Source organism: Peribacillus frigoritolerans (assembly GCF_030676415.1).
Classification (GTDB): Bacteria; Bacillota; Bacilli; order Bacillales; family DSM-1321; genus Peribacillus; species Peribacillus frigoritolerans_A.
Genome location: NZ_JAUUTW010000011.1, coordinates 57,740 through 82,200 on the forward strand (window position 1 = coordinate 57,740; position 24,461 = coordinate 82,200).

The window sequence follows — 24,461 nt, forward strand, 5'->3', positions numbered from 1 at the left end:
CTTTTCCAAGACACATTCACCATTATCGCGGTTATCGTAATATAATTTAATTCGCCGCAGGGTTATAAAAAACCTTTATGTCCCGGAAACAAAATCAGATTTTCAGACATAAAAAACCAGCACCTGCAGTCAAATCCAGGTGCTGGTTCTTTAGCTAATTTTGAGCGGAATAGCCAATCTTTTTAAGCAATTCGATCACGGTGGCCTTTTCATCTTGCGTTAGTACACTCATGATATCATCGATTCTTTTTTCATGCTCAGGAAATACTCCTTCAATAAAGGCCTTTCCTTTATCCGTTATCTTTGCAAAGGTTACACGGCGATCCTCTTTACATGCTATTCGCTGCAGATATTCCTTCTGCTCAAGTTTATCCACGACATAGGTAATGCTGCCGCTAGCAAGCAGGATTTTTCCGCCTATTTGCTGAAGAGGCTGATCCCCTTTATGATAAAGTAATTCCAGTACTGCAAACTCAGTTGGATTCAAACCCTCTTCAGCTATATGTTTATTTACCACATCATTAATGGATCGATGAGCTCTAGACATCACTATGAACAGCTTCAAAGACTGTTGGATGTTATTATTCTCCATAACTTCACAACCTTAAAATTTTTAATTAAAATATCTTGAATTGAAAGTTATTATATGACATAAAGACTTTTTTGTCAATCTGCCCTATTAGTATGTACTATTGTTTAATCAATCATTTTGATATACTTGAAAAAAAAGCTAAAGTAGTGACAAACATGAAAACAAGGCATAAATTCACCACATATCTACTTATTGTTATTTTACCATTAATTATTCTCTCTATCATTTATTGGATGCATTTAGAACGTTCTCTTCAAAAAGAAAGACAGGAACAAGCTAAATGGGCGGGAACGGTTTATCAAGAATACATAGATCAAGTTATCAGTGAAACGAAGGAAAACCTTGAGCTGCTTAGCCTTAGCAGTTCCTTGCTTTATATGGATGAAAAAAAAACCGAACTTCTTATGAAATGGATCAAAGATACAGATTCCATGTATGCCGGAGTATATTGGCTAAATCGCGACGGTGTTGCCATTTCAGGAACGAATAAGAATTTCCATCATTACTGTCTAATTGAACAGAATGATATTGAACGTGCAGTAAAAACTCAAAAAGCCGTTGTTGTAGGAACAAAAGATATATATAACCCAAATTTTAATTATTTTTCCATTTTCGCCCCCATACTTGATCATGATAAAAAAGTGCAAGGGTTTTTATTGGCACATATCAGGCTAGATCATATGGAAAAAATATTAAAAATGCTTAGCCCTGGTCATACCTTTATATTGGAAACAAAGGACAAAACCCGAATTTTAGATATAAATGCCGAAGGATTCACTGGACATTCAACATGGGTGGATGTTCCTTTGACCGAAGTCGATTGGACACTGTCCGTCAAAGTGCCCGACAAGATTAACACAAATAACATGAATGTTTTTTTAATGCTTGTCTTTTTCACCTTCTTTTTTACTCACATGATTTATATCATCGTGGAGGAACTGATCGTTCGCAGGAATACCAAAAACCAAAAGTTACTAAACGAAAGACAAAAAATAGATTTTGTCGGAACATTGGCTGCCAGTACTGCACATGAAATAAAAAATCCACTTACCGGCATAAAGGGGCTAGTGCAGTTACTGGTTGAAAAACACCCTGAAGAACAAGATCAGTTCTATTACTCTGTCATCATGAAGGAAATTGAACGGATCAATAGTATCGTCAGCGAATTTTTGATTTTAGGGAAGCCAATGGCCCAGACTTTATCCTTATATGATATTCGCAGTATCATTGCTGAATTGAGACCAATAATAGAATCAGAAGCACGTCATTTCAATATTGAAGTGGAATGGAATATCATAAAGGAGCCGATCCTGGTTCATTGTACAAAGGACCAACTCAAACAAGTCATTCTCAACATTGCCAAAAACGGTTTCGAGGCCATGGAAGTTGGGAAAAAGTTAAGGATTCGAATTCACCATGAAAATGAATGGGCTAAAATCATGATCATCGACACCGGGCAAGGACTGAATGAAAAAGATATAAGTAAAGTGTTCGATCCCTTCTATACATCGAAAAAGGAAGGAACCGGATTAGGGCTATTTGTGTGTAAACGAATAATTGAATCATTTAACGGTACCATCGAGTTTTCAAGTAAACCTCTGAACGGTACGACCGTTACAATCAGCTTACCGCTTATAAAGGACCACCCTTAGCAATACTTTGAAGAGTTTCATTTTTTTATGAAGACTAGTAACGATTCCGATTTATATAAAGGTGTCATGCATACGGTGCATGCTCCTTGAATCTATTTATGGAATAGGTAAAAATCTTAATCAGGAAGAAGGAAATATACAGATGGGAAGTATCGCTGCCATTAAAACAAAACCGCAAAAACAAGATATGACTCTGAAAATCATGATCATCATAGGCATATGCCATTTAATGAATGATTCTCTTCAGGCCGTCGTACCGGCCATGTTCCCAATCCTCGAAAAATCAATGTCGCTAACGTATACACAGCTGGGGATGATTGCATTCTGCCTGAATATCGTCTCATCGCTCCTGCAACCGGCAGTTGGGTTCTATACGGATAAAAAGCCCTTTCCATATGCATTGCCCATTGGGTTGACCAGTACTTTAATCGGGGTCATCATTCTTGCACTTGCCCCAAACTATACCATTATCCTTGGTGCAGTCATCTTGATGGGCTTAGGGTCAGCCATATTCCATCCTGAAGGCTCTAGGGTCGCCTACATGGCAGGCGGACCAAAGAGAGGCCTGGCACAATCAATTTACCAGGTCGGCGGGAATAGCGGGCAAGCACTTGCCCCACTCATCACAGCCATCGTACTTGTTCCTTTTGGTCAAAAAGGCGCACTCTGGTTTGCCCTGGTTGCTTTAATGGCCGTTATCCTATTGATGTATATTGCCAAGTGGTATTCCCAAAAATTAGTTCACTTCCAGCCTAAAAAGCTTGCTGCAAAAGTAATCAATAAAGAGCGATCCCATAAAGTGGCCAAAGCCCTGGTATTGATTTTATTCATAATCTTTGCCCGTTCCTGGTATGTATCGTGCATGACGAACTTTTATAGTTTTTATTTGATCGAGCAGTATTCATTCACGATAAAATCTGCACAATTTTTCCTATTTGCCTTTTTAGCCTCAGGTGCTGTGGGTACATTTTTCGGAGGTCCGCTTGCTGATAGATTCGGGCGTAAAAATATCATTTTCTTTTCTTTCGCTGCCAGCATGCCTATAACCGCACTTTTACCATTCGTACCCCCTACAGCCGCTTTTATCTTATTATTGATGGCGGGATTCATTATAATGAGCAGTTTTTCCGTCACTGTAATATACGCTCAGGAATTGGTCCCGGGAAAAGTCGGAACGATGGCAGGCTTGACTGTAGGGTTAGCCTTTGGAATGGGTGCCATTGGATCCGTTTCATTGGGAGCCATTGCAGATATAATTGGAATCGAATCCATGATTAAGCTAGTGGGATTCCTGCCATTACTGGGGATCATCAGCATATTGCTACCGACTGATCTAACATTGAAAAAATGGTATGCAGAAGAATGATGCCAAATGGTTTTTTCCTGGAACATATTCTTTATGTCTAAATACAATAAATTATTGTTCCACCCAGAAATTTACAAATAAGTAACGATAAGTACCTTACAAAGGAGAAATTTATGAGTGGAGTTTTATTAGGCAGCATCCTATCCGCTATGTCAACAGGGTTTGGTGCGTTACCAATCTTGTTTATACAAGGTTCAATTACACATCGATTCAGAGACACACTTCTGGCATTTACCGCTGGAATCATGATGGCTGCCTCGTTATTGAGCCTGATCCCGGAGTCTCTGGCCACCGGAGGGTATATTCAGCTAGTAATTGGGGTTTTTCTCGGGGTAATGACCTTAACGATCATGGAAAAAAACATTCCTCATATCGATCTCAGCCATACGAAAAGTGGCATTCAGTTCGATGAAAAGGCTTTGCTCATCATCACTGCCATTACACTCCATAATATTCCTGAGGGTCTTTCTGTCGGGGTCAGTTACGCCTCTGATACAGCTGATACAGGTAACTTGATCGCTTTTGCCATCGGTCTGCAAAATGCTCCGGAAGGCTTGCTGGTCGCCTTGTTTTTAATTAATCAAAAAATCGGTAAACTCACAGCGTTCCTGATAGCAACCTTAACCGGTACCATCGAAATAATAACGGGCTTACTGGGTTATTATTTAACCTCTTACATTGAGTTCCTGGTTCCATACGGCCTAGCTTTCGCCGCAGGGGCCATGCTTTTCATCGTTTATAAGGAATTGATTCCTGAAAGCCATGGGGATGGTAATGAACGCACATCTACCTATTCCTTCATTGTCGGCCTTTTGTTCATGGTAATATTATTGGAAGTTTTGTAATTCCCGAACTTCCATGGCTGGCTCCATCAAGTGAGTCAGCTCTTACTTTTTATTTATCTGTAATCCATTCAGAAAAATTAAGACTTCTAAACCAATCCAGATGCATGAAGGACACCTTCTGGTGGCCTCCCCTCGTTATATTCCCCAAGTCCATAGGAAATTCAAAAGATATATTGACTTGTTTATCTAAGTCTTCTTTAATTGTTTTCATGATATGTTTGCAAAGGTTCATTTCACCAGAAACCACACAAAGGTGATTGTCTCCTTGCCTGCTAATTTAATAAGTCATGCATGCATTCAGTTCCCTCTAAAAGGTAATGTCGTCATTAAAGGGCTGCTGCACAATAACAACCATTTCTTCTCGCTTATTTCTCACTTCCACTGATGAATGATGTTGAAGGATCAAATACTCATTTATTAGTTTATCAAGCTGCTCGCTTTGGCGAAGGGTATACTCATGACCTAGTCCATACATTTTTGCCAACTCCATCATTTCCCAACGCTTCATTCGAATCTCAGAACAAATTTCCGTTGCACACCTAGAATTCATAACTACATTCACTACTCCTGCCCTTTTAAAGTTACATTATAATAAAGAAGTATTACAAAATATGCCTTATATGTAAATAGATTCGCAAAAAAAGACAAAACTTCTTAAATTGCGATAAAGCTTTACCTACCAGCAGACAGGATATGACGGAAATTTCTAAGCATAAACCTCTTATATTGATTAGGAAGATTTCATATGAAGCCAGCTCCGAAAATCGATTCGTAAGTTCCCCAATTTGGATGTCATTATTAGCGTTTAATTATTTCGGCAGTTTCCCTTTAATGGAAGCACAATATTTCTCATGGTTACAACCTCAATTGTGATTCAAAGATAATAAATGATGGAACAAAAAAAGGTATCCAATAAAGGATCCCCAGACTATAGACAAACTCGAAGAAAAGCCAGTTTGCCTACGAATTTTTTATTTATACCGTTTCAGTTGATTTCAGAAATCCGCTCCCTTTCCGCCGACTGTCTGCCAAGCCGCATCAAAGCAAGCGTCTGTGGAGTATTCGTCAGGGGTGTCGCAAATTTCTTCAATCCAGTGAGGGTTTCATCCGTAGAAAATAGTAAAAACATAACCAAGGTTTCTACTGAAATCATGGTTTGGGATTAGACCATTCCAAACCCCTTTTTGTAAACAAACTAAAAGATTCCCCATTAACTGATGAAATTTCCATGCTATCTGTTAACTTAAGAAAGGTATGGAACATTCCCTTCTACATTACTCGAATGGCAAATAAATATGAAAGCTCGTCCCTTTTCCCACTTCGCTTTCCACTTCTATATAGCCATTGTGCTCTTCAATGATTTTATAGCTGACCATGAGCCCCAGCCCGGTTCCCCTATCCTTCGTCGTATAAAAAGGTTCACCCAATTTTTTTAGCATTTCCGTTGAAATCCCCATGCCTTTATCGGTAATTGAAATGCAACCGTATTTCTCTGAAAATCGGCTTGTTTTAATATGAACAGATCCGCCATCCGGCATGACTTCCAATGCATTTTTGATGATGTTAATGAAGACTTGCTTTAACTGGTTCGCTTCACATAAAACCTTAAATTCATCTTCTTCAAAGTCTGTCTCGAATTGAATATTTTCCAACAGTGCCTGAGCTGCCAGTAATTCTAGTGTCTCTCTTAATATGGTATGAACATCCTGTTTGAAAATTTTTAGCGCCTGCGGCTTTGCCAGTACCAAAAATTCCGTGATAATGGTTTCGATTCGCTTAATTTCGGATGTAATCACATGGAAATATGTGGAAAACTCCCCTTTAACACCATCCTCAAGCAACTGGATAAAACCTTTTAAGGCTGTCATTGGATTCCTGATTTCGTGAGCAATTCCGGCCGCCAGTTCACCAACGACATTCAAAGTATCCGATTTCCTGATCTGTTCCTGCATTTCGAGATTTTTACTCACATCACGAAAAATGCTTAAATTCAGGTTCGAATATAAATTTTTCCTAGTCAAAAATTCAATATGCTTAACTCTTCCATCTTCGAATGTAATTGGAATGATGGAAGAGTAGACCTCATGCTTATAAACATTTTCAATGTGGGCGTTCAATACAGGTGCATTTTCAGGAATTTTTTCGATGAACCCCTTTACAGATAAAGAAAGCAGCTTGCGCTTCGAAATCTCCAATATTTTTTGACCCGCTTCATTAATATCCGTGAACCCTTCATGATTCCATAAAATCAAGCCGTCTAATGTTCCTTCAAAAATCTTTCTGAACTTCTTCTCACTATCCCTTAGTTCCTTCTCAATCAGCCAGCGCTCACTGACATTTCGAAATATCGTTACGTTATACCCGTCACCTTCATGTTTTTTGGCAGTCAATTCAAGCAATTTAATCTGGTTATTAGGCATTTTATAAATCAGCTCACCCCGAACTTGGGTGTCTCTTCCAAACGTTTCCATCATCTGACTAAAATGGTGATTGTTGCTATACACGTATTTCCAGATATAGCTGCCTATCAAATCCTCTCTGCTGGATTCGAATATTTTACATGCTGAATGATTGACACGAAAAATGATCCCGTCATCATTCCAGAATATGATCGCATCCATGGACTGGTCGAATAATTCCGCAAAAATCCGTTCGCTCGTCTCTAACTTTTTTTCTATTATATTTGATTCTGTAATTCTTCGAAGCACCGACATATATAATTCATTTCCTACCGTAGAACTTATCGAAATGGTAAAATGATGCAGTTCATCCCCAACCTTTATCTCTACCTCTCCTTTGAAGTTCGACTCATCCAAGGCACTTTGTATGCTCTCATCCCAATATCCCCTATAATCTGGGGATATGAGATCCCTCATATTCTTACCGACAATCTCTTTTTTCGGGATGCCCAAGACATGGATAAAGGCATGGTTCACTTCCATTATTATTCCTGAACTGTCGAATAGAACGATGCTTTCTATGGCTGTATCGAAAATGTCCAAAAACATCTGCCTTGACATCCTTGTTTCCCTTGACGAAGAAACATCCAATGTCACATCGCCCAAACGATAGAACTGCTGTCCTTCGGAAAGATCGCCTATACGTATAAACTCTATTTGCTTAAGGGCTCCGGTATGTAGCTGGATCATTTGCCTTTCAGATTCATTCGAGGTTTTAAGGGAACTTGACACTTCCTGATTATTTAAAGGGATGACATCGAGAAAATCAGTTAACTTCATGAACTCCAGCTGATCTTTCGATGTTTCCAGCAGGGCACAAGCAGCATCATTGGCATAAGTGATACACAGTTCCTCATCAACCCTAATATACGGCTCCGCCATTGAATTGAAAATGTTAAAAAACCCTTCGATCTGTTTATTCAATTTTAAAATTTCCTGTTTATATCCCGTTTCATTCTCATAACCGATATTCATATTAACCCCCCTCATCAAAACCTCTGCTTACCAACTTTATTCGACATCCATCTTGATTTTCCTCGGTATTTTCGAAAATCGGTGCAATCATATCATTCCAAAATTATCCTATAAATCAATTTATAGTATATTGAATCCTATAAAACTTAGCGTTAAGCTTAATTTAAGGTTTTTATAATAAATTTAATAAATATTGATTTCGTACAAGGTATTTAGGGTATAAGGAATAACAATGGTTTCTTTCTAGCTACCTTAAAAATTTATTAAATGGAGGCAACAATGAAACAACGTGATTTTTTCTTCGATAATGCCAAGTTCATTCTCATGGCTTTTGTCGTCTTTGGACATTTGCTGAATACGTATATACATGACAGTGAAACGATTTATGCTTTATATAAAACCATTTATTCCTTTCACATGCCTGCCTTTATCCTTGTTTCAGGCTTCTTTGCGAAAGGTTTTTATCAAAAAGGGTATTTAGGTAAAATTACTAAAAAACTGATTTTACCCTACATCATTTTCCAATTGATATATACCGTTTACTATTATTTCTTATATGAACGTTCTGCCATCACCGTAGACCTGCTTGATCCCCAATGGTCGCTATGGTTCTTGATCAGTTTATTCTGTTGGAACATCATGCTGCTTGGTTTTTCAAAGCTAAAGCCATCAATAGGCATAGGTTTATCTTTTTTAATCGCATTATTGATTGGATACATTGACAATATCTCCAATTACCTTAGTCTCTCCAGGACATTCGTTTTTTTCCCGATGTTTCTGATCGGATACCATTTAAGCAAGGACCATTTAAAAAAACTATTCACTCCCAATGTTCGTTTGGCTTCACTTAGTGTCATGTTAGTGATTTTTATCGGTTTTTATTTAAATGACGATATCAATTATAAATGGCTGCTCGGTTCGAAACCATATGCCGAACTCGAAGATGCCACAATCGTGTCCATGTTCAAACGCCTGGGATTTTATGGATTGAGCATCATTTCAGTGTTCAGCTTCCTTTCATTCATCCCACGCGGACAATATTTCTTTACGAATTGGGGTAAACAAACCCTTTATGTCTATCTGCTGCATGGTTTCTTCATTCGGTTCTTCCGTGAAAGCACCATACAGGAATACTTCAGCAATACAGAGAGTTTTATCATGCTCGCCGGCCTCTCTTTCCTGATTACCGTGTTATTATCAAGTGAAATGATCGCTACCATGGCGCAGCCGATCATCGAATTGAAGGCGACCAAAACAAAACGGTTCATGACTAAAACAAAAGAGTACATTAAACAAGCGTTTTAAATAAAACGGATGAAGCATTTCCTGCTTTATCCGTTTTTATTTCATACCGACATTCAAGCTGTAAAGATTCCCCTTCTATACAATAACTCATTTTTCAAATGGAGCACGCTATGGTAAAATTACTCGTTAGTGCTTGTTGGCTTAAAATGACATGTACACGAAAGGAGCCAGGCGTTTATTTTACGCCCTTTAACATGAATATAATAATCAGTACTCTTAATGCAAAATATATCCATACATCGCTATCCATCCGATATTTAAAAGCTTATGCCCAGCCAGATTATGATGTTCAGCTGGCAGAATATACGATAAAAGATCCGATTATGAACATAGTTGGTGACCTTCATTCCAAAAAACCTGATGTCATAGGGTTCAGCTGCTATATTTGGAACATAGAGGAAACAATGAAAGTCGTAGCCATGCTGAAGAAGATCAATCCAGAATTGGTTATCATCCTGGGCGGACCTGAAGTCACTTATGATGTTAGGGAATGGCTTGATCAGATTCCTGGGGCTGATTTCATCGTAATTGGCGAAGGCGAAGTCACCTTCAAGGCTCTTTTATCAGAAATTGAAGGTTCGAATGACTATAAGAAGGTCGGCGGCATTGCGTATCGACAGGATGGAAAAAACATCATCCAGCCTCAAAACGGCAAGGTTGATTTGAAATCCCTCCCTACTCCATATCGTTTGGAGGAAGACCGCGGCGATCTATCCAAACGTGTCACCTATATCGAAACTAGCCGAGGGTGCCCGTTCAGCTGCCAATTTTGCCTTTCATCGATTGAAGTGGGTGTCAGGTATTTTGATCGTGAAAAGATTAAAGAAGATATCCGGTACCTTATGGCTAATGGTGCCAAGACCATTAAGTTCGTTGACCGAACCTTCAATATCAGCCGAAGCTATGCCATGGAAATGTTTCAATTCTTAATCGATGAACATCTTCCCGGTGTGGTTTTCCAATTCGAAATCACGGCGGACATCATGCGTCCGGAAGTTATCCAGTTCTTGAATGATAATGCCCCTGCAGGATTGTTCCGCTTTGAAATAGGGGTACAATCGACGAATGATCATACGAATGATCTAGTCATGAGAAGGCAGAACTTCGAAAAACTGACCAGGACCGTAACCATGGTAAAAGAAGGGCAGAAAATTGATCAGCATTTAGACCTTATTGCCGGTTTACCGGAAGAAGATTACCATTCTTTCAGAAAGACTTTCAATGATGTATTCGAGCTCAGACCCGAAGAGATGCAGCTTGGTTTCTTAAAGATGCTTCGTGGCACTGGCTTACGGATACGTGCCGATGAACACCAATATATATACAGCGAACATGCTCCCTATGAAATCCTGGGAAATAATGTTTTATCCTTCGATGACATTGTCCGCATTAAACAAGTTGAAGATGTCCTAGAAAAATACTGGAACGATCATAGAATGGATCATACCACGGAATATCTTGTCAAAACGGTATTCCAATCACCATTCGACTTCTTTCAAGATTTCGGTACCTATTGGGATGAACAAGGTTGGTCACGAATCGGACATCAGCTTGAAGACTTGTTCAGACGTTTACAGCAGTTTTTGGCTTCCCGGGAATCTGCTGAACTGAATAACATTATCGGACTCATGAAATTGGATTATTTCATGAATCAAAAATACAAACCACGTAAACCTTGGTGGGAAGCTTCATTAGATAAAAGTGGGCGAAAAGAGATATATGAAGATATTCTGAATAAGCCTGAACAGCTTGGTTCCTCTTTCACAGCTCTGGCTCTTAATGAAAAGGAAATTCACAAACACACATTGCTCGAGGCACTTCCCTTTGATTTGGAAACGTATTTAGCTGAGGGGACAATCGTCAATAAACCATCGTTCTTGCTTGCCTATTTTGATCCGAGTGGTAAGGGATCAACGATTTTCCCTCTCTCAAAATCTGGAAGCATCAAGCTTTAAGAATAAGGACGGACCCATTCCTGGGTCCGTCCTTATTTACTTATCACTATCACGTTTTTTATTTTCTTTTGCCAAAATTTCATAAATTTTGGTTGCGTTCATATCGCCGCTGAATTCGATTCCAAATTCAGTTCGTACATGTTCTCCCATTTTTTCCTGACTGTTCCGTTTTTCTTTATCCATTAACTTCTTCCTTTTCTGCCCTGCTTTGAATTGCGGTTGGCACCTTTCATTGCGTTTTCCTCCAATGCGAACTCATTGGAAAATTCATTTTCAGCTTGGTTTCTTTTTGGCGTTTTACTTGCTTTGACAGCACCATCCACATTGGCTTTCCGTTTCATTTTCATCCACCCTTTTTAATATAGTTTACATTTTAGAATGGGGTAAAAAGGACGGAAATTATTCAGGGATAATATAGGGACAGACGAGAAAAATAACCGTAAAACGGAAAGGGGAGACATTAAATGAAAAAGAAATTGGATTCACCAATTATCGACGATACACAGCCACACCAAATTAACGCACCCAGCTTTAAAGGAACCGGCATAAAACCACAGGCTCCATTCGTCAATGATCATGGAGTCGTCATTGGCGACAGTAAATATGCATCTGAAAACTCACCACTCGAAAATTGGAGTGAAGATACAGACCCGGAAATCATGGCTGGAGATGAATGGATACACCCCACCAATGATATAGGCTGGAATTCAACTGAAAACCGTGAACTGTTAGAGGCTAAAAGAGCGCCGCAGCCACCTTTCATGCATCCCGATAAAGATGTTAGCACTGATACGGATTGAGTCGTTCAAGAAGGTCAAAAATCCCATTATTATATAAGGGGTGCATCAAACACCCCCTTTTTCTCATTTAACCTGCAAAATCAACTTCCCTTTCGTTTGACGGGCGTTCATTTCCTCATGAACGGCAGCTGCCTTTTCAATTGGGTAGATGCCGCCGATAGTCAGCTTAAGCTCCCCAGACGAGACGTATGCAAAAAGGTCTTGAATGCTAGGCAACAGCAAATCTGGTTGTTTCATGATCTGTGGCAGGAAAAAACCTACGACGGATTGATTGCGCCTCATTAATTGCTGCGGGTTCATCGTATAAGGCTTACGACTGGCATTACCAAAAACAACAAGACGCCCAAATGGTGCCAAACATTTCAATGTTTTATTGAAAATATCCCCTCCAGCCATTTCCAGCGCCACGTCGACTCCCTTTCCTCCCGTGACCTCACGGACTTTCATTTCCCACCCTTCTTTCGTGTAATCGATGAGTTCATCTGCCCCCATCTCTTTAGCCAGTTTTAACTTTTCCACTGTGCTGGCGGTGGCAATCACTTTTCCAGCCCCGAAAATTTTGGCTAGCTGGACTGCAATCGTTCCCACTCCACCTGCAGCAGCATGGACCAATACCGTATCCCCCTTTTGCATGCGTCCCATTGTCTTTAATATATGATAGGCGCTCAGGCCTTGAAGGGGAAGGGCAACAGCTTCATGGAACTGAATGGCATCAGGAAGAGGAATGGCCGAGAATTCATCAGATAGAGCATATTCTGAATATCCACCCGATTCAATTAAACTGACGACCCTTGTACCAGGTTTGATTTTGGTCACCTTTCCACCAACTTCCACCACAACGCCAGCCACTTCCGCACCTGGAATGAACGGAAGCGGCGTAGGTACTACATATTGCCCTTCCCTTCTGGCTGTATCTGCATAATTGACGCCGACACAATCGATTTCAATCAAAACTTCATGCCCAGTTGGCACGGGTCTTTCCATTTCAGTCAATTTCAGTACTTCCGGTCCGCCGTATTCTTCAAAATGAATAGCTCTCATCTTTATACCTCCCTTATTAATTTCCTGTAAATTCCGGTTTTCTTTTCTCTTTGAATGCTGCAACTCCCTCCAGATGATCTTCTGTGGAAGCCATCAAGGTTTGCGTGATACGTTCCTGTTCGAGTATTTCATCAAGGGTAGCCGTAAATGAATGGCTAACGAGCTTTTTCATCATCCCATATGCTTTTGTCGGACCATTTGCCAGCTTTTCCGCAAGTTTCAATGATTCCTCTTCAAGTTGATTGAGTGGATATATATAATTAATGACACCTAACTGGTATAAGCGTTCCGCAGAAATGGGCTCGGCTGAAAAGAAGAGCTGCTTTGCAAGGTGAGGCCCTATTAATTTAGGTAAAAAATACGAACCCCCTCCATCAGAGATCAGGCCTACCTGTGAAAAACTCATGGCATATTGACTATCATCGGAAGCCACGATCAAATCACAAGCGAGTGCCAAATTGAATCCGGCCCCTGCCGCAAATCCATGGACGGCAGCGATTACGGGAACCTCAGAAGCATCCAGAGCCAATATGCAATCGTTCATTCTGCCAACATGATCATACAATTGACCTGCAGAGGCCTTCCCCATTGACTTAACGTCACCTCCTGCAGTGAATGACCTTCCCGCCCCTTTGATGATGACTGCCCTTATATGTGGTGTTTGTTTTACATCCTTAATCGCTTTCGTTAAGCTTGCAATCATATCCGGACTAAATGCATTCAAGCTTTCAGGACGATTCAAAGTCAGGATCATTACATTATCGATTACTTCTGTCAATAAGTGTTCTTTTAACATTTACCCATCCCCTTTTTCTATTTGATCAACCAGCCGCCATCCACCAATAAATCCGTCCCAGTCATATAGGAAGCCTCCGGGGAAGCAGCAAAGGTAATGACATTACTTATTTCCTCCGCTTTTCCCACTCTTTCCAGTGCCGTATTCCGTTGAATGGACTTTACGAATTTTTCATTTTGCAACCCATCCTCCGTTAATGGCGTTTCAATGAATCCAGGTGATACGGAATTGACTCGAATGCCGACTGCAGCAAGTTCCAGTGCCAATGATTTCGTTAAACTGATGACTCCGGCTTTAGCAGAGCTATAATGCGGGATGTATGCCCCAGCCTGATGCCCTGACAGTGAAGCCACATTCACGATTGCCCGATTGATGGAGCCTTCATTTCCACTGCTCGCTCCTTCTTCCATCAATTTCCCCAAGTACTTGGAAACTAGAAAGACACTTTTCAAATTGACATGTTGAATCATATCCCAATCAGCTGCAGATGTATCCAAGAGCTTCGAGGACTTTGATCCACCTGCGTTATTGATTAAAATGTGAAGGTCACGGTATTGTTCCTTCACATAACTGGCCAGCTCTATTACATCTTCCTCGACGGTAACATCTGCAGGGAAAATGTCGGCCATGGGAATTGTGTGTCTGGCATTGATTTCTGCCGCTGCTTCTTCCAGCTTTCCTTTCGTACGCCCTACCAACAACACTTTTGCCCCTTCGTCCGACAAGCGCATCGCTGTAGCTTTCCCAATACCAGAACCTGCACCTGTCACCACCGCAATTGACTGTGAAAACCTCATCCCCTTCACTCCTCCTGTCTGGATTTTGAACTACGTTTCCTGCCTTTTCAATTCAGCTTCGATCCTTCCATCCACCAACTCTGGAACAAGATCCATCGAACCTTTTTGCGCCGCCAATTCCAAATCGGCGATCAAACTATGTTTGTCAAACAACTGTCCGACATATGATGATTTCAGGATATCAAAGGCATTTTCACAATTCGTGTGATAAAGAGCATTTGCAGCCTTTGCTGCATCATTGAGTATGAACGTACCTTGTGATCCAGCAATCAGGCAATCTATCAAATGGCCTGCACCGTAAAAGTCTTCCAGACTGAATTCACCTGAGTTTCCCGAACAAACGATGATGATCGTTTCTGTTTTATGATGTTTTTTTATTTTTTCCGCAACAGACGGATTATTCAGCAAAGAAGCGATATAAACCTTTTTGGCAGCGGCTGAATTCCTCAACGCAACCGTTCCATTAGTCGTGGACAGTATTAATGTTTTGCCGCGTACCAACTTACTCAATAGAGTAGGACTTGGATACATTAAATCATCAACCGGCTTTGCTTTTAGTTCCCCTGCCACTATGGAATCCCCATGGTCCAATTCCCGGCTTTTCACCAAGGCATCCACTGGATCCATGACCGGTATCACCTGGCGTGCTCCATCATGAAGTGCTGAAATAATCGTTGTGGTCGCTAATAACACATCCAGGATGACCGCAACTTTCTCCCCTTCTTGAAGCTTTTCCCCATCTATCTCTTCTTTTTTTAGTAGCAAATGAATGTTTTGTATATATTCCATTTTATTAAACTTCCTTCGCAGCTACATTTGCAGCATGAGTGAGTAAGCTTTTAACCATTTTTCCGAGATTGGAAAAACGGGGATCATTAGTCTGGCCTTTTTTATATCGATAATAGATTTGCTGAAGAATGACAGCTAACTTAAAGTAACCAAAGGTTAAATAAAAATCGATGTTGGAAACATCCCTGCCACTTCTTGCTGCATACGTCTCGATAAATTCCCTTCGTGTCAGGAAACCAGGTAAAGTCGTGACGGACGCTTGACCCACACCGATTTTGATAAGTTCCGGGTCACCGCTTTCCATCCAGTAGCTTAAAGCCACTCCTAGATCGGCTAACGGATCACCAACGGTGGACATTTCCCAATCAAATAAACCAACCATCTCTGTAAGATCCTGGCTAAACATGGCATTATTGATCTTATAGTCATAATGGATAATAGAAGTCTGGCTATGTTTCGGGATATTCTGTTGAAAATAATCGATAAGCGGTCGAATTTCCTTGATTTCATCAGTTTTTGCTCTCTCATAACGGGAAATCCATCCGCGTACTTGTCTTTCAATGAACCCTTCAGGTTTGGATATTTCCACCAATCCAGTTTTCTCATGGGGAATCGAGTGAAGATCAGCAAGCCGATTCACCATGACATGAGAAAGCTGTCGGCACTTTTCCACAGTAGGCTCGATTCCTTTGGGAAATTCGGTATCTATTACAATTCCATGTTTCCTTTCCATTAGGAAAAATGGGGCCCCCACAATCGATTCATCATCCGAGAACAGAATAGGCTCGGGAGCTGCTTGGAAATATGGGTTGATCGAGGAAAGGATATGATGTTCACGCTTCATATCATGTGCCTTTGGAGCAACAGGACCAAGCGGTGGCCTTCTGAGAACAGCCTCCCACTCACCCATTTTCAGCTGATAGGTCAAATTGGAATAGCCCGTTGAAAATTGTTGCAATTCTAACGGTTCATTTGGAAGGTCCAATATATTTTTTCTTAGGAAACCTTCTAATGCACCAATATTCAGTTCCTCGCCGGGCCGAACAGGAATCGTATCGTCAACCATTTTCCTCCACTCCTTTAGACTTTTGTCATTCTAATTATGAACAAGATGTGAAATGAGTTTTTCTTTAATCATTTCAGGAATAGGTTCACTTTGTTGTTTCATAAAATTAAAACAGACTAAAACTGCACTTCCCTTAGCGATGATTTCACCAGTTTGTGAACAGAGGATATCATGGACCATTTCATAACTTTTCGTACCTACCTTTTTTATTGATGAACGAATGGTCAAGAGTTGATTGAAATATCCCTGAGCAATAAAGTCACATTTAGTGGAGGCTAACAAAAAATTCCATGACTCGACATTCGTCGCTAGGCCCAAAGCTTCAAAAAATTTCATGCGTGCTTCTTCGAGGTATATGAAATAGCTTGTGTTATTGATGTGCCCCAAAGCATCCGTTTCGGAAAAACGGACGTCGACTTCAAATTCATGCATAAGACCCCTCCTTGAATTAACGATGTACAAAAGCAGGTTTACGTTTATCCAAGAAAGCGGAAACCCCTTCTTTAACATCTTCAGTTTGGAAGATTTCTTCAAAAAGATTCGTTTCAATCTCTAGACCTTGCTCAAGCGTTGCCTCACTTCCTTCATTAATCGCCTTCTTGATTCTCGAAAGTGCTTGAAGTGAGTGCCTTGTCATTCGTGAGGCCAAAATTTTCGCTTCCGATAAGCCGCAGCCTTGCTCGACGACTTTATTGACAAGCCCAATCTTTTCCGCTTCTATGGCACCAAGCGGATCACCGGTAAATATAATCTCTTTTGCCTTTGCGTTTCCTACAAGTCTGGACAAACGCTGTGTACCGCCAGCTCCAGGAAATAAGCCTAACTTCACTTCCGGCAGACCAATTTGAACCTGTGTTTCAGCCACTCGCAAATCGCAGGCAAGAGCCAGTTCGCATCCGCCGCCCAAAGTCAGGCCGTTTAAAACAGCTATCGTAGGTTTAGGAAACTGGTCGATTTTGGTTAGGACGGCATGACCTTCCTTTACCACTTCTTTCATATTCGGGTTCCCCATCATGCTAGGAAATTCTTTTATATCAGCACCAGCCGCAAATGCGATATTGCCTGCACCTGTTATGAGTACCGCAACAGTCTCAGTATCTTTTGTAAAATCATCGAATGTTTCTCCCAATTCCCTGAATACTTGTTTACTGATTACGTTTAATGGAGGATTATCGATGGTGATGACCGCAAGCTTATTTTCCTTAACCACACTAATTAATTTTGTCATCGATTCTTCACTCCTTGATTTGGATATTCATACCAGCCTTTTCCTGTTTTCCTTCCTAAATGTCCTTTATTCACCTTTTCTTCTATACAAGCATTTGGCTTGTCTTCTGGATTTCCAGTTTCATTGTATCGTTGCTGCATGACAAAATATCCTACATCAATACCTGATAGATCCATCAGTTCAAAAGGGCCGATGGGATGGCCTAAAGCCTTCCTGCAAATTAAATCGATATCCTTATAGTCCACAATTCCTTCTTCATACAAATATAAAGCCTCACGCTGCAACGCTCCCAAAATTCGATTGGCTACGAATCCCGATATCTCTTTTCTCAGCAAAACTCCTGTCCTATTCATTTTCTCTGTAACTTCCATCGTACGCTTGGCTGTTTCCTCGGATGTGCGATCACTCATGACAACTTCAACGCAATCCATTATTAGAGGCGGAAAAAAGAAATGCATATTAATGAACTTATCCGGACGATTCGTCACACTCGCAAGCAGGCTATTGACGATCGTTGAACTATTCGTTGCAAAAATGGTTTCTGCTGGGGCCAATTCTTCAAGTTTAGCGAAGACTTCCTGTTTCACATCAAGCTTTTCAACAACCGCTTCAATGATCAAATCAGCTCCACTAGCCGCTTTCTCAAGATCGGTAGTATATTGAAGACGACTAAAAGCAGCCAATTTACGATCTTCAGACAATTTTCCTTTTTGAACCCATTTAGTCAAAATGACATCCAGTTTTTCTTTGGCTGTATTCAACGCTTTTTCCTGAACATCCTGAAGGATCGTTTCGTAACCTCCAAGTGTAGCAAGCATCGCAATTTGATGCCCCATCTGCCCAGCCCCAATTACGGTTATCGATTGAATTTGCTTGTTGGCCATGCCTTCTATCTCCCTTCAACTAACTGGTTAGTATGTAACCTGGTCACGCTTCAATTCCCTGCAGAATCATCCCCATAAAAATGGCTGCAACTTCCTGTTCGGTTTTTTCACCTTCCGGGTCGAACCAATGATAGCTCCAATTCGCAACGCCCAAAATAGCAAAAGAGATGATGGATGCATCGAGATTGGAACGTAGTTCTCCGCTCTCGATGCCACTAATCAGCACTTGCACGATTTTATTACGGAACTCATCCCGCTTAGGAAGGATTTGTGCAAGTTTTTCGTCACTTAGATTTTTCATTTCACGGAAAAAGACCGTTGCGCTGGATTTTTTGGTTTTGATGCTTTTTAAAAGCATCAATACCATATCGAAAAGCTTATCCTTACAGCTTTTCCCAGGTTCCAACATGATTATTTCCTGCTCACTAAGCAACTCGTCTATATAAGCTAGATGAATATCCATAAGCAACTGCTCTTTGCTCGTAAAGTAATAATAAAACGTTCCCTTCGTCACCCCGACGGATTCGACGATATCAGAAATCGACGTTTCACTAAAGCCCTTCTTTTCAAATAAGCGTATGCTATGTTCTGTCATTTTTTCTTTCATGTATGCATCCTCGCAATCTGTTAAAATTTCAGCTGAATTGATATCATACGCTTTCGTACTCTAAGCCCTCTTATTTCCTGGAAAGTTCTTCTCTTAAAGCTCGCCTTAAAATCTTTCCGACATTTGTTTTCGGTAACTCTTCACGAAATTCAACGAAATGCGGAACTTTATAGGCCGATAGGTTTTCACGGCAGTAATCGATAATCTCCCGTTCATTTACCGTTTTATTATTTTTAAGTACAAGCACCGCTTTTACCGACTCCCCTCGGTAAGCATCTGGAACTCCGATGACAACCGCTTCCTGGACAGCAGGATGTTCATAGAGAACTTCCTCCACATCTCGCGGATATATATTATAACCACTTGCGATGATCAAATCTTTTTTCCTGTCGACAATATAGAGATACCCGTCTTCATCAACTTTGGCGATATCACCTGTATAAAGCCAACCATCCCTAAGGGTCACAGCCGTTTCCTCCGGCATATTCCAGTAACCTTTCATCACTTGGGGTCCTTTGACGACCAATTCCCCCATTTCGCCAGGGGCCACTTCTTTTGTCCCATCTCCCAGGTCCATCACTTTATATTCAGTCGAAGGGATACCAATCCCGACGCTCCCAGGCTTCCTTTTTGCAAATGCCGGATTACAATGCGTTGTTGGCGAAGCTTCCGTAAGACCATAGCCTTCCAATATCTTCGCACCTGATTTTCGTTCGAACTCACGTAGCAGTTCCACGGGCATCGGTGCACTTCCGCTGTTACAGACCTGAATTGAGCCCATTCCATATTCTTCTGCCTTTGGATGATTCGTCAACGCTACATACATGGTCGGTACACCAGGAAAAGTGGTCGGCTGTTCACGCTTAATCGTTTCCAGCACTTCTTCTATTTCAAATCGTGGCAGCATGATGGCGTCACCCGCGATATACACGGATAAATTCATTGCGGACGTCATTCCAAAAACATGAAAAAGCGGGATGACCGACAGCGTTCTTTCAGAGCCCATTTTTAATTCATGCTTGAAGAATTCATACGATTGAACGACATTGGCCAGAATATTGCTGTGAGTCAGCATCGCCCCTTTTGAACGGCCAGTCGTTCCTCCTGTATACTGAAGAACGGCGATATCATTTTCCGGATCGATTGATACGGGATTAATTTTGCCGTCTCCTGTCTTCATGAATTGGTCAAAAGAAACATCAGGCTGGAAATCTGCATCCGAAGACTGAAGGCTTACGGCGATAATATTTTTCAGATTTGCATGTTGCTGCACACTTTTCACTTTCGGGTATAATCCATCCAATACAACGATCGTCTCTGCACCGGAGTCCTGTAAAGTATGCTGAAGCTCCCTTTCAACCAGCATTGGGTTAATTTGGGTGATAATGGCTCCTGTTGTCAACGATCCATAATAAGCTATGACGTATTGCGGACAGTTAGGTAGCATGATGGCGACACGATCGCCTTTTTGAACACCTTTTTTTTGCAGAGCTGAAGCAAAGGCTTGCGACGCATGAAAAAGTTCCTGATAAGATATCTTTCGGTCATAAAAAGTAATAGCTGTATTGTTTGGATAGGACTGACATGCATTTTGAAGGATTCTTTGCATCGGAAACTCAGGGACTTTTATTTCCTTTGAAATTGAATCAGGATAAACGGAAAGCCACTTTTTATCATTCATCATTTCATACCCTCCAGCCATTTTTACTTACCTTTCATTACTTTGCATGTGAACCCCCATCGACAATCAAAATATTTCCAGTCACAAAATCAGATGCCTTTGAGGCCAGGAAAACCGCTGCCCCTTTCAAATCATCATCACTCCCTAATCTTTTTAGCGGCGTGGAATCCAAGATAGGATTCTTTCCTTGCTCAAGAACCCCTTTCGTCATTTTTGTCGGAAAGAAACCGGGTGCGATTGCATTAACATTGATATTATGCTGACCCCATTTAACAGCTAAATCCTTCGTTAAAGTAATGACCGCCCCTTTACTCGTATTATATCCGACCGCATCGAGCACCCTCGGGTCGGTCCCCCCTAATCCGGCAACGGAAGCGATGTTTATGATTTTCCCATGTCCCTGCTCAATCATGACCCTGCCTGTTGTCTGGCTCATGATAAAGGTTCCGGTTACATTGACATTCATCACCTTCTGCCACGCTTCAAGGGGCATGTCGACGGCTGGTGCCCCCCAGGATGCCCCGCTATTGTTGACTAAAATGTCGATGGCACCAAATTCACGGTAAGTTTCGTTAACGACTTCCTGTACATCTGACGGATTGGTTATATCACATTTGAAGGAAAGCGCCTTGACACCAAGCTTTTCGATTTGCGAAGCAACTTCGTCACATGCCTCCTTCTTCCTTGAACAAAGAACGATATTTGCTCCAGCTTCGGCAAAGCCGGTCGCTATTTGTTCTCCCAATCCTCTCCCTCCACCGGTTATGATCGCCGTCTTTCCAGTTAGATCGAATAAGTCGGTAACTTTCATATTTTCACCTCATGCTTTTGTTGGTATTTTCGAAGTTCTATTTTAGCAACTTGTGAGCGGTGAACTTCATCGGGACCATCAGCAAGCCTTAAAGTCCGTGCATTTGCCCAATGCGCAGCAAAAGGGAAATCATCGGAAATCCCTGCAGCTCCAAAGCCTTGGATAGCCCTGTCCAGCACATTCAATGCCATATTTGGTGCCACCACTTTTATCATGGCAATCTCCGCCTTCGCTTCCTTGTTCCCGACAGTATCCATCATATAAGCAGCTTTTAAGGTCAGAAGTCTTGCTTGTTCGATTTCAATCCGTGAATCAGCGACCCATTCCATGATCACACCTTGACTCGCCAATGTTTTACCAAAAGCGACACGATTTTGAATGCGCTTACATAATTCTTCAAGTGCTCTTTCAGCAGCGCCGATCAGCCTCATGCAATGATGTATCCTTCCGGGCCCGAGTCTTCCTTGGGCAATCGCAAATCCTTTGCCTTCACCCCATAGAATATTCGTTGCCGGGACCCTAACATTTTCAAAAGTGATTTCTGCATGGCCATGCGGGGCATGATCATAACCAAACACAGGGAGCATTCTCTCGATTTTGACACCCGGTGTATCCAGCGGTACAAGAATCATTGACTGTTGTTCATGCTTGGACGCCTCAGGATCTGTCTTACCCATGACGATGGCAATCTTGCATCGTGGATCGCCTGCTCCTGAAGACCACCATTTTCGGCCGTTTATGACATACTCATTACCCGTCTTTTCTATCCTGCATTCGATATTGGTCGCATCGGACGACGCCACTTCCGGTTCTGTCATCGAGAAGCATGAGCGGATTTCCCCAGCAAGCAAGGGCTTCAGCCAGCGTTCTTTATGTTCATCTGAACCGTATCTCACCAACACCTCCATATTACCAGTGTCCGGCGCATTACAGTTGAAGATTTCAGGCCCTATCGTCGACCTACCCATGATTTCACAAAGCGGGGCATATTCCAGATTTGTTAAACCCGCGCCATAAGCGCTATCAGGTAAAAATAAATTCCATAACCCTTCTTCTTTTGCTTTTGCCGTCAATTCCGATAATATCGGGGGTATTTCACTCCAGCGGCTATTCTGTGCTTCGAGCTGCTTTTTGTATATTGATTCATTTGGGTATACGTGCTTTTCCATGAATTCCGTTAACTTCTTTTCCAGATTTTTCACCTTTTGAGTATGTTCAAAGTTCAAATTGAATTCCTCCTTTTAAACTTACTAACCGGTCAGTATGTTATTACTTTTAAATTATATACATAAGATTCAGACTTTTTCAATAATTAAATCATTTATTTTCTTGTCGTTCAAGGCCATGGATCTGGTCCCTACCCTTCCCACCATATTCCTTTTGTTGGACGGTTGGAAATATACAAACGATTTTCGTACCTTTTTTCAGTTCACTCGTGATGAAAACTTTTCCGCCATGCTTTTCAATGATTCTAAAACAAACGGAAAGACCCAATCCTGTTCCTGATGTTTTGGTAGTGAAAAATGGTTCTCCCACTTTTTGAAGGGAGTTTTCCGGAATACCCTCCCCTTCATCCAAAATGCTCAAAAAAACTTCCCCATTTTTTTCATTTATGCTCACAAAAATATTTCCGCCATTCGGCATCGATTCTATGGAATTTTTTATCATGTTTATTAGTACTTGCTTGATTTGGTTTTCATCAAAGTACATAAAAATAGGTTCAGAATCATAATTTTTATGAATTTGAATATTGTTCAGCACGGCATTTGTCTCCAACAGTGTCACGACATGGTTACAGCTTTCCTTTAAATCTTTCTCAAGAAAAACCGCCCCTGCTGGTTTAGATAGCAGCAAGAGTTCATTCAGCACTTGCTCGATTCGATTTATTTCCGAAAAAATAATATCATAGTATTCCTGCTTTTCGGCACCGCCATCTTTAATCAGCTTCACGAATCCCATTATCGCTGTCATCGGATTCCTGACCTCATGTGCAATCCCTGCCGCAAGCTGGGCAGCCGTTGATAATTTGCTTGATGTGATTGCCAAATGTTCGTTTAGGCTGACAAGCTTTTCCTCCGCATGTTTACGTTCATTGATTTCCGATAAAATGCCCGCCGTCCCGATGAATTTCCCTGCGTCATCGTAAATTAGTTTTACGAATGCTTCAACCCAACTTGTTCCCTTTTTCGCATTTAGTTTAATGTCCGCACGAAAATATTTATTCCCTCGATGAAAGGAATCCGCAAAGACCTTTAATACGTCTTGATAAGAAGCTTTATCCATATGTTTAGAAAAGTGAAGCCCCAGGGATTCATTCACGGTTGTGCCACTCATCGATTTCCATGCCGGGTTTAAGTACAACCAATTTCCTTTATCATCCGTTTGGAAAATAACCTCATTGAAGCTATTGATCAACTCTTTAGAGTAATTGGAAATAATGCGATAACGCCCTTCGCTATCCTGCAATAAATCAATCGTTTTCCGTTTATGATCATAGAAGGCACCCAAACACCAGGCTATGGTTAAAATTACGATTAAATATATTCCTGCAAAGGCGGAAAACCTTCGTTCTTCATGCCCCAGCCACCCTATAAAGGGTAATATCAATATGAAGAAAAGGGCAGGGACAAAGATCCTTCCAGCATATTTCTTCACTTCTTCCACCTCCTTACCAAAATGATTTATACTTCATCCGACCGAATTCGAAGTAAGAGGTCAAATTAAGAATATTTTTGTATATAGAAGTGGTAGAATACTCACTTACTAGGTAAATTTCAACATTTTATCCATGATTCCTGCAAACAAGACAAAA

Annotated in this window: 24 protein-coding genes; 6 read left to right on the forward strand and 18 right to left on the reverse strand. The window is 41.1% G+C overall.

Annotated features, from left to right (window positions below; genetic code table 11):
* Positions 1 to 154: 154 nt before the first annotated feature.
* Complete coding sequence (locus Q8G36_RS12570; protein ID WP_034314147.1) at positions 155 to 592, reverse strand: MarR family winged helix-turn-helix transcriptional regulator; 438 nt, start codon at positions 590 to 592, stop codon at positions 155 to 157.
* A 155-nt stretch (positions 593 to 747) separates the two neighbouring features.
* On the opposite strand from Q8G36_RS12570, the gene Q8G36_RS12575 reads away from it, so the two are divergent.
* From Q8G36_RS12575 to Q8G36_RS12585, 3 genes are all read left to right on the forward strand, one after another.
* Positions 748 to 2,244 (forward strand): sensor histidine kinase, encoded by a 1,497-nt coding sequence (locus tag Q8G36_RS12575; RefSeq protein ID WP_305161230.1) that lies wholly within the window; start codon positions 748 to 750, stop codon positions 2,242 to 2,244.
* Between the two features lie 142 nt (positions 2,245 to 2,386).
* On the forward strand, positions 2,387 to 3,610 hold the full coding sequence (locus tag Q8G36_RS12580; RefSeq protein ID WP_305161231.1) for an MFS transporter: 1,224 nt from the start codon (positions 2,387 to 2,389) through the stop codon (positions 3,608 to 3,610).
* Positions 3,611 to 3,723: 113 nt separating this feature from the next.
* The gene (locus Q8G36_RS12585) at positions 3,724 to 4,455 is read left to right on the forward strand and encodes a ZIP family metal transporter (protein WP_305161232.1); all 732 of its coding nucleotides are present in this window, start codon (positions 3,724 to 3,726) and stop codon (positions 4,453 to 4,455) included.
* Positions 4,456 to 4,762: 307 nt separating this feature from the next.
* Here the strand turns inward: Q8G36_RS12585 and Q8G36_RS12590 are convergent, their stop codons facing one another.
* Complete coding sequence (locus Q8G36_RS12590) at positions 4,763 to 5,005, reverse strand: aspartyl-phosphate phosphatase Spo0E family protein (protein ID WP_063232027.1); 243 nt, start codon at positions 5,003 to 5,005, stop codon at positions 4,763 to 4,765.
* Between the two features lie 724 nt (positions 5,006 to 5,729).
* On the reverse strand, positions 5,730 to 7,889 hold the full coding sequence (locus Q8G36_RS12595) for a PAS domain-containing sensor histidine kinase (protein WP_305161233.1): 2,160 nt from the start codon (positions 7,887 to 7,889) through the stop codon (positions 5,730 to 5,732).
* A 279-nt stretch (positions 7,890 to 8,168) separates the two neighbouring features.
* Between Q8G36_RS12595 and Q8G36_RS12600 the strand changes: the two genes are divergently transcribed.
* Positions 8,169 to 9,194 carry an acyltransferase family protein gene (locus tag Q8G36_RS12600; protein ID WP_305161234.1) on the forward strand — a complete coding sequence of 342 codons (1,026 nt, stop codon included), beginning with the start codon at positions 8,169 to 8,171 and terminating at the stop codon, positions 9,192 to 9,194.
* 194 nt (positions 9,195 to 9,388) lie between these two features.
* Positions 9,389 to 11,149 (forward strand): B12-binding domain-containing radical SAM protein, encoded by a 1,761-nt coding sequence (locus Q8G36_RS12605; RefSeq protein ID WP_305161274.1) that lies wholly within the window; start codon positions 9,389 to 9,391, stop codon positions 11,147 to 11,149.
* A 36-nt stretch (positions 11,150 to 11,185) separates the two neighbouring features.
* On the opposite strand, the gene Q8G36_RS12610 is transcribed toward Q8G36_RS12605, so the two are convergent.
* Both Q8G36_RS12610 and Q8G36_RS12615 read right to left on the reverse strand, forming a co-directional pair.
* Positions 11,186 to 11,332 carry a hypothetical protein gene (locus Q8G36_RS12610; RefSeq protein WP_305161235.1) on the reverse strand — a complete coding sequence of 49 codons (147 nt, stop codon included), beginning with the start codon at positions 11,330 to 11,332 and terminating at the stop codon, positions 11,186 to 11,188.
* Positions 11,332 to 11,490 (reverse strand): hypothetical protein, encoded by a 159-nt coding sequence (locus Q8G36_RS12615; RefSeq protein WP_098371175.1) that lies wholly within the window; start codon positions 11,488 to 11,490, stop codon positions 11,332 to 11,334. The genes Q8G36_RS12610 and Q8G36_RS12615 overlap by 1 nt, the downstream gene beginning before the upstream one ends.
* A gap of 123 nt (positions 11,491 to 11,613) precedes the next feature.
* On the opposite strand from Q8G36_RS12615, the gene Q8G36_RS12620 reads away from it, so the two are divergent.
* Positions 11,614 to 11,949 (forward strand): DUF3905 domain-containing protein, encoded by a 336-nt coding sequence (locus tag Q8G36_RS12620; protein ID WP_305161236.1) that lies wholly within the window; start codon positions 11,614 to 11,616, stop codon positions 11,947 to 11,949.
* Between the two features lie 63 nt (positions 11,950 to 12,012).
* Here Q8G36_RS12620 and Q8G36_RS12625 read toward each other — a convergent pair whose 3' ends face one another.
* From Q8G36_RS12625 to Q8G36_RS12685, 13 genes are all read right to left on the reverse strand, one after another.
* Positions 12,013 to 12,990, reverse strand: a complete 978-nt coding sequence (locus Q8G36_RS12625; RefSeq protein ID WP_305161237.1) for a quinone oxidoreductase family protein — start codon at positions 12,988 to 12,990, stop codon at positions 12,013 to 12,015.
* Positions 12,991 to 13,006: 16 nt separating this feature from the next.
* Positions 13,007 to 13,786, reverse strand: a complete 780-nt coding sequence (locus Q8G36_RS12630; protein WP_305161238.1) for an enoyl-CoA hydratase/isomerase family protein — start codon at positions 13,784 to 13,786, stop codon at positions 13,007 to 13,009.
* A 17-nt stretch (positions 13,787 to 13,803) separates the two neighbouring features.
* Positions 13,804 to 14,583 (reverse strand): SDR family NAD(P)-dependent oxidoreductase, encoded by a 780-nt coding sequence (locus Q8G36_RS12635; RefSeq protein ID WP_305161239.1) that lies wholly within the window; start codon positions 14,581 to 14,583, stop codon positions 13,804 to 13,806.
* Between the two features lie 30 nt (positions 14,584 to 14,613).
* Complete coding sequence (locus Q8G36_RS12640) at positions 14,614 to 15,372, reverse strand: 2-phosphosulfolactate phosphatase (RefSeq protein ID WP_305161240.1); 759 nt, start codon at positions 15,370 to 15,372, stop codon at positions 14,614 to 14,616.
* A gap of 4 nt (positions 15,373 to 15,376) precedes the next feature.
* Positions 15,377 to 16,438 carry a phosphotransferase family protein gene (locus Q8G36_RS12645; RefSeq protein WP_305161241.1) on the reverse strand — a complete coding sequence of 354 codons (1,062 nt, stop codon included), beginning with the start codon at positions 16,436 to 16,438 and terminating at the stop codon, positions 15,377 to 15,379.
* Positions 16,439 to 16,468: 30 nt separating this feature from the next.
* On the reverse strand, positions 16,469 to 16,870 hold the full coding sequence (locus Q8G36_RS12650; protein ID WP_305161242.1) for an acyl-CoA thioesterase: 402 nt from the start codon (positions 16,868 to 16,870) through the stop codon (positions 16,469 to 16,471).
* A 16-nt stretch (positions 16,871 to 16,886) separates the two neighbouring features.
* A complete protein-coding gene (locus tag Q8G36_RS12655) occupies positions 16,887 to 17,666 on the reverse strand; it encodes an enoyl-CoA hydratase (RefSeq protein ID WP_305161243.1) in 780 nt (259 codons plus the stop codon).
* Entirely contained in the window at positions 17,663 to 18,550 is an 888-nt protein-coding gene (locus Q8G36_RS12660; RefSeq protein ID WP_305161244.1) for a 3-hydroxyacyl-CoA dehydrogenase family protein, read from the reverse strand. Before Q8G36_RS12660 ends, Q8G36_RS12655 begins: the two co-directional genes overlap by 4 nt.
* 43 nt (positions 18,551 to 18,593) lie before the next feature.
* The gene (locus Q8G36_RS12665) at positions 18,594 to 19,157 is read right to left on the reverse strand and encodes a TetR/AcrR family transcriptional regulator (protein WP_305161245.1); all 564 of its coding nucleotides are present in this window, start codon (positions 19,155 to 19,157) and stop codon (positions 18,594 to 18,596) included.
* Positions 19,158 to 19,227: 70 nt separating this feature from the next.
* Positions 19,228 to 20,838, reverse strand: a complete 1,611-nt coding sequence (locus Q8G36_RS12670; RefSeq protein WP_305161275.1) for a long-chain-fatty-acid--CoA ligase — start codon at positions 20,836 to 20,838, stop codon at positions 19,228 to 19,230.
* Positions 20,839 to 20,875: 37 nt separating this feature from the next.
* Positions 20,876 to 21,649: an SDR family oxidoreductase gene (locus tag Q8G36_RS12675; protein WP_305161246.1), complete on the reverse strand. Its 774-nt coding sequence runs from the start codon at positions 21,647 to 21,649 to the stop codon at positions 20,876 to 20,878.
* On the reverse strand, positions 21,646 to 22,875 hold the full coding sequence (locus Q8G36_RS12680) for an acyl-CoA dehydrogenase family protein (RefSeq protein WP_305161247.1): 1,230 nt from the start codon (positions 22,873 to 22,875) through the stop codon (positions 21,646 to 21,648). Before Q8G36_RS12680 ends, Q8G36_RS12675 begins: the two co-directional genes overlap by 4 nt.
* A gap of 91 nt (positions 22,876 to 22,966) precedes the next feature.
* A complete protein-coding gene (locus Q8G36_RS12685; RefSeq protein WP_305161248.1) occupies positions 22,967 to 24,304 on the reverse strand; it encodes an ATP-binding protein in 1,338 nt (445 codons plus the stop codon).
* Between the last annotated feature and the right edge of the window lie 157 nt (positions 24,305 to 24,461).

Coding starts and splice junctions, on each gene's coding strand:
- Q8G36_RS12570 (WP_034314147.1), bottom strand. CDS start 592: ATGGAGAATAATAACATCCAACAGTCTTTGAAGCTGTTCATAGTGATG.
- Q8G36_RS12665 (WP_305161245.1), bottom strand. CDS start 19,157: ATGAAAGAAAAAATGACAGAACATAGCATACGCTTATTTGAAAAGAAG.
- Q8G36_RS12640 (WP_305161240.1), bottom strand. CDS start 15,372: ATGGAATATATACAAAACATTCATTTGCTACTAAAAAAAGAAGAGATA.
- Q8G36_RS12635 (WP_305161239.1), bottom strand. CDS start 14,583: ATGAGGTTTTCACAGTCAATTGCGGTGGTGACAGGTGCAGGTTCTGGT.
- Q8G36_RS12675 (WP_305161246.1), bottom strand. CDS start 21,649: ATGAAAGTTACCGACTTATTCGATCTAACTGGAAAGACGGCGATCATA.
- Q8G36_RS12585 (WP_305161232.1), top strand. CDS start 3,724: ATGAGTGGAGTTTTATTAGGCAGCATCCTATCCGCTATGTCAACAGGG.
- Q8G36_RS12650 (WP_305161242.1), bottom strand. CDS start 16,870: ATGCATGAATTTGAAGTCGACGTCCGTTTTTCCGAAACGGATGCTTTG.
- Q8G36_RS12605 (WP_305161274.1), top strand. CDS start 9,389: ATGAATATAATAATCAGTACTCTTAATGCAAAATATATCCATACATCG.
- Q8G36_RS12580 (WP_305161231.1), top strand. CDS start 2,387: ATGGGAAGTATCGCTGCCATTAAAACAAAACCGCAAAAACAAGATATG.
- Q8G36_RS12575 (WP_305161230.1), top strand. CDS start 748: ATGAAAACAAGGCATAAATTCACCACATATCTACTTATTGTTATTTTA.
- Q8G36_RS12630 (WP_305161238.1), bottom strand. CDS start 13,786: ATGTTAAAAGAACACTTATTGACAGAAGTAATCGATAATGTAATGATC.
- Q8G36_RS12670 (WP_305161275.1), bottom strand. CDS start 20,838: ATGAATGATAAAAAGTGGCTTTCCGTTTATCCTGATTCAATTTCAAAG.
- Q8G36_RS12610 (WP_305161235.1), bottom strand. CDS start 11,332: ATGGATAAAGAAAAACGGAACAGTCAGGAAAAAATGGGAGAACATGTA.
- Q8G36_RS12660 (WP_305161244.1), bottom strand. CDS start 18,550: ATGGCCAACAAGCAAATTCAATCGATAACCGTAATTGGGGCTGGGCAG.
- Q8G36_RS12620 (WP_305161236.1), top strand. CDS start 11,614: ATGAAAAAGAAATTGGATTCACCAATTATCGACGATACACAGCCACAC.
- Q8G36_RS12595 (WP_305161233.1), bottom strand. CDS start 7,889: ATGAATATCGGTTATGAGAATGAAACGGGATATAAACAGGAAATTTTA.
- Q8G36_RS12645 (WP_305161241.1), bottom strand. CDS start 16,438: ATGGTTGACGATACGATTCCTGTTCGGCCCGGCGAGGAACTGAATATT.
- Q8G36_RS12590 (WP_063232027.1), bottom strand. CDS start 5,005: ATGAATTCTAGGTGTGCAACGGAAATTTGTTCTGAGATTCGAATGAAG.
- Q8G36_RS12655 (WP_305161243.1), bottom strand. CDS start 17,666: ATGACAAAATTAATTAGTGTGGTTAAGGAAAATAAGCTTGCGGTCATC.
- Q8G36_RS12625 (WP_305161237.1), bottom strand. CDS start 12,990: ATGAGAGCTATTCATTTTGAAGAATACGGCGGACCGGAAGTACTGAAA.
- Q8G36_RS12615 (WP_098371175.1), bottom strand. CDS start 11,490: ATGAAACGGAAAGCCAATGTGGATGGTGCTGTCAAAGCAAGTAAAACG.
- Q8G36_RS12600 (WP_305161234.1), top strand. CDS start 8,169: ATGAAACAACGTGATTTTTTCTTCGATAATGCCAAGTTCATTCTCATG.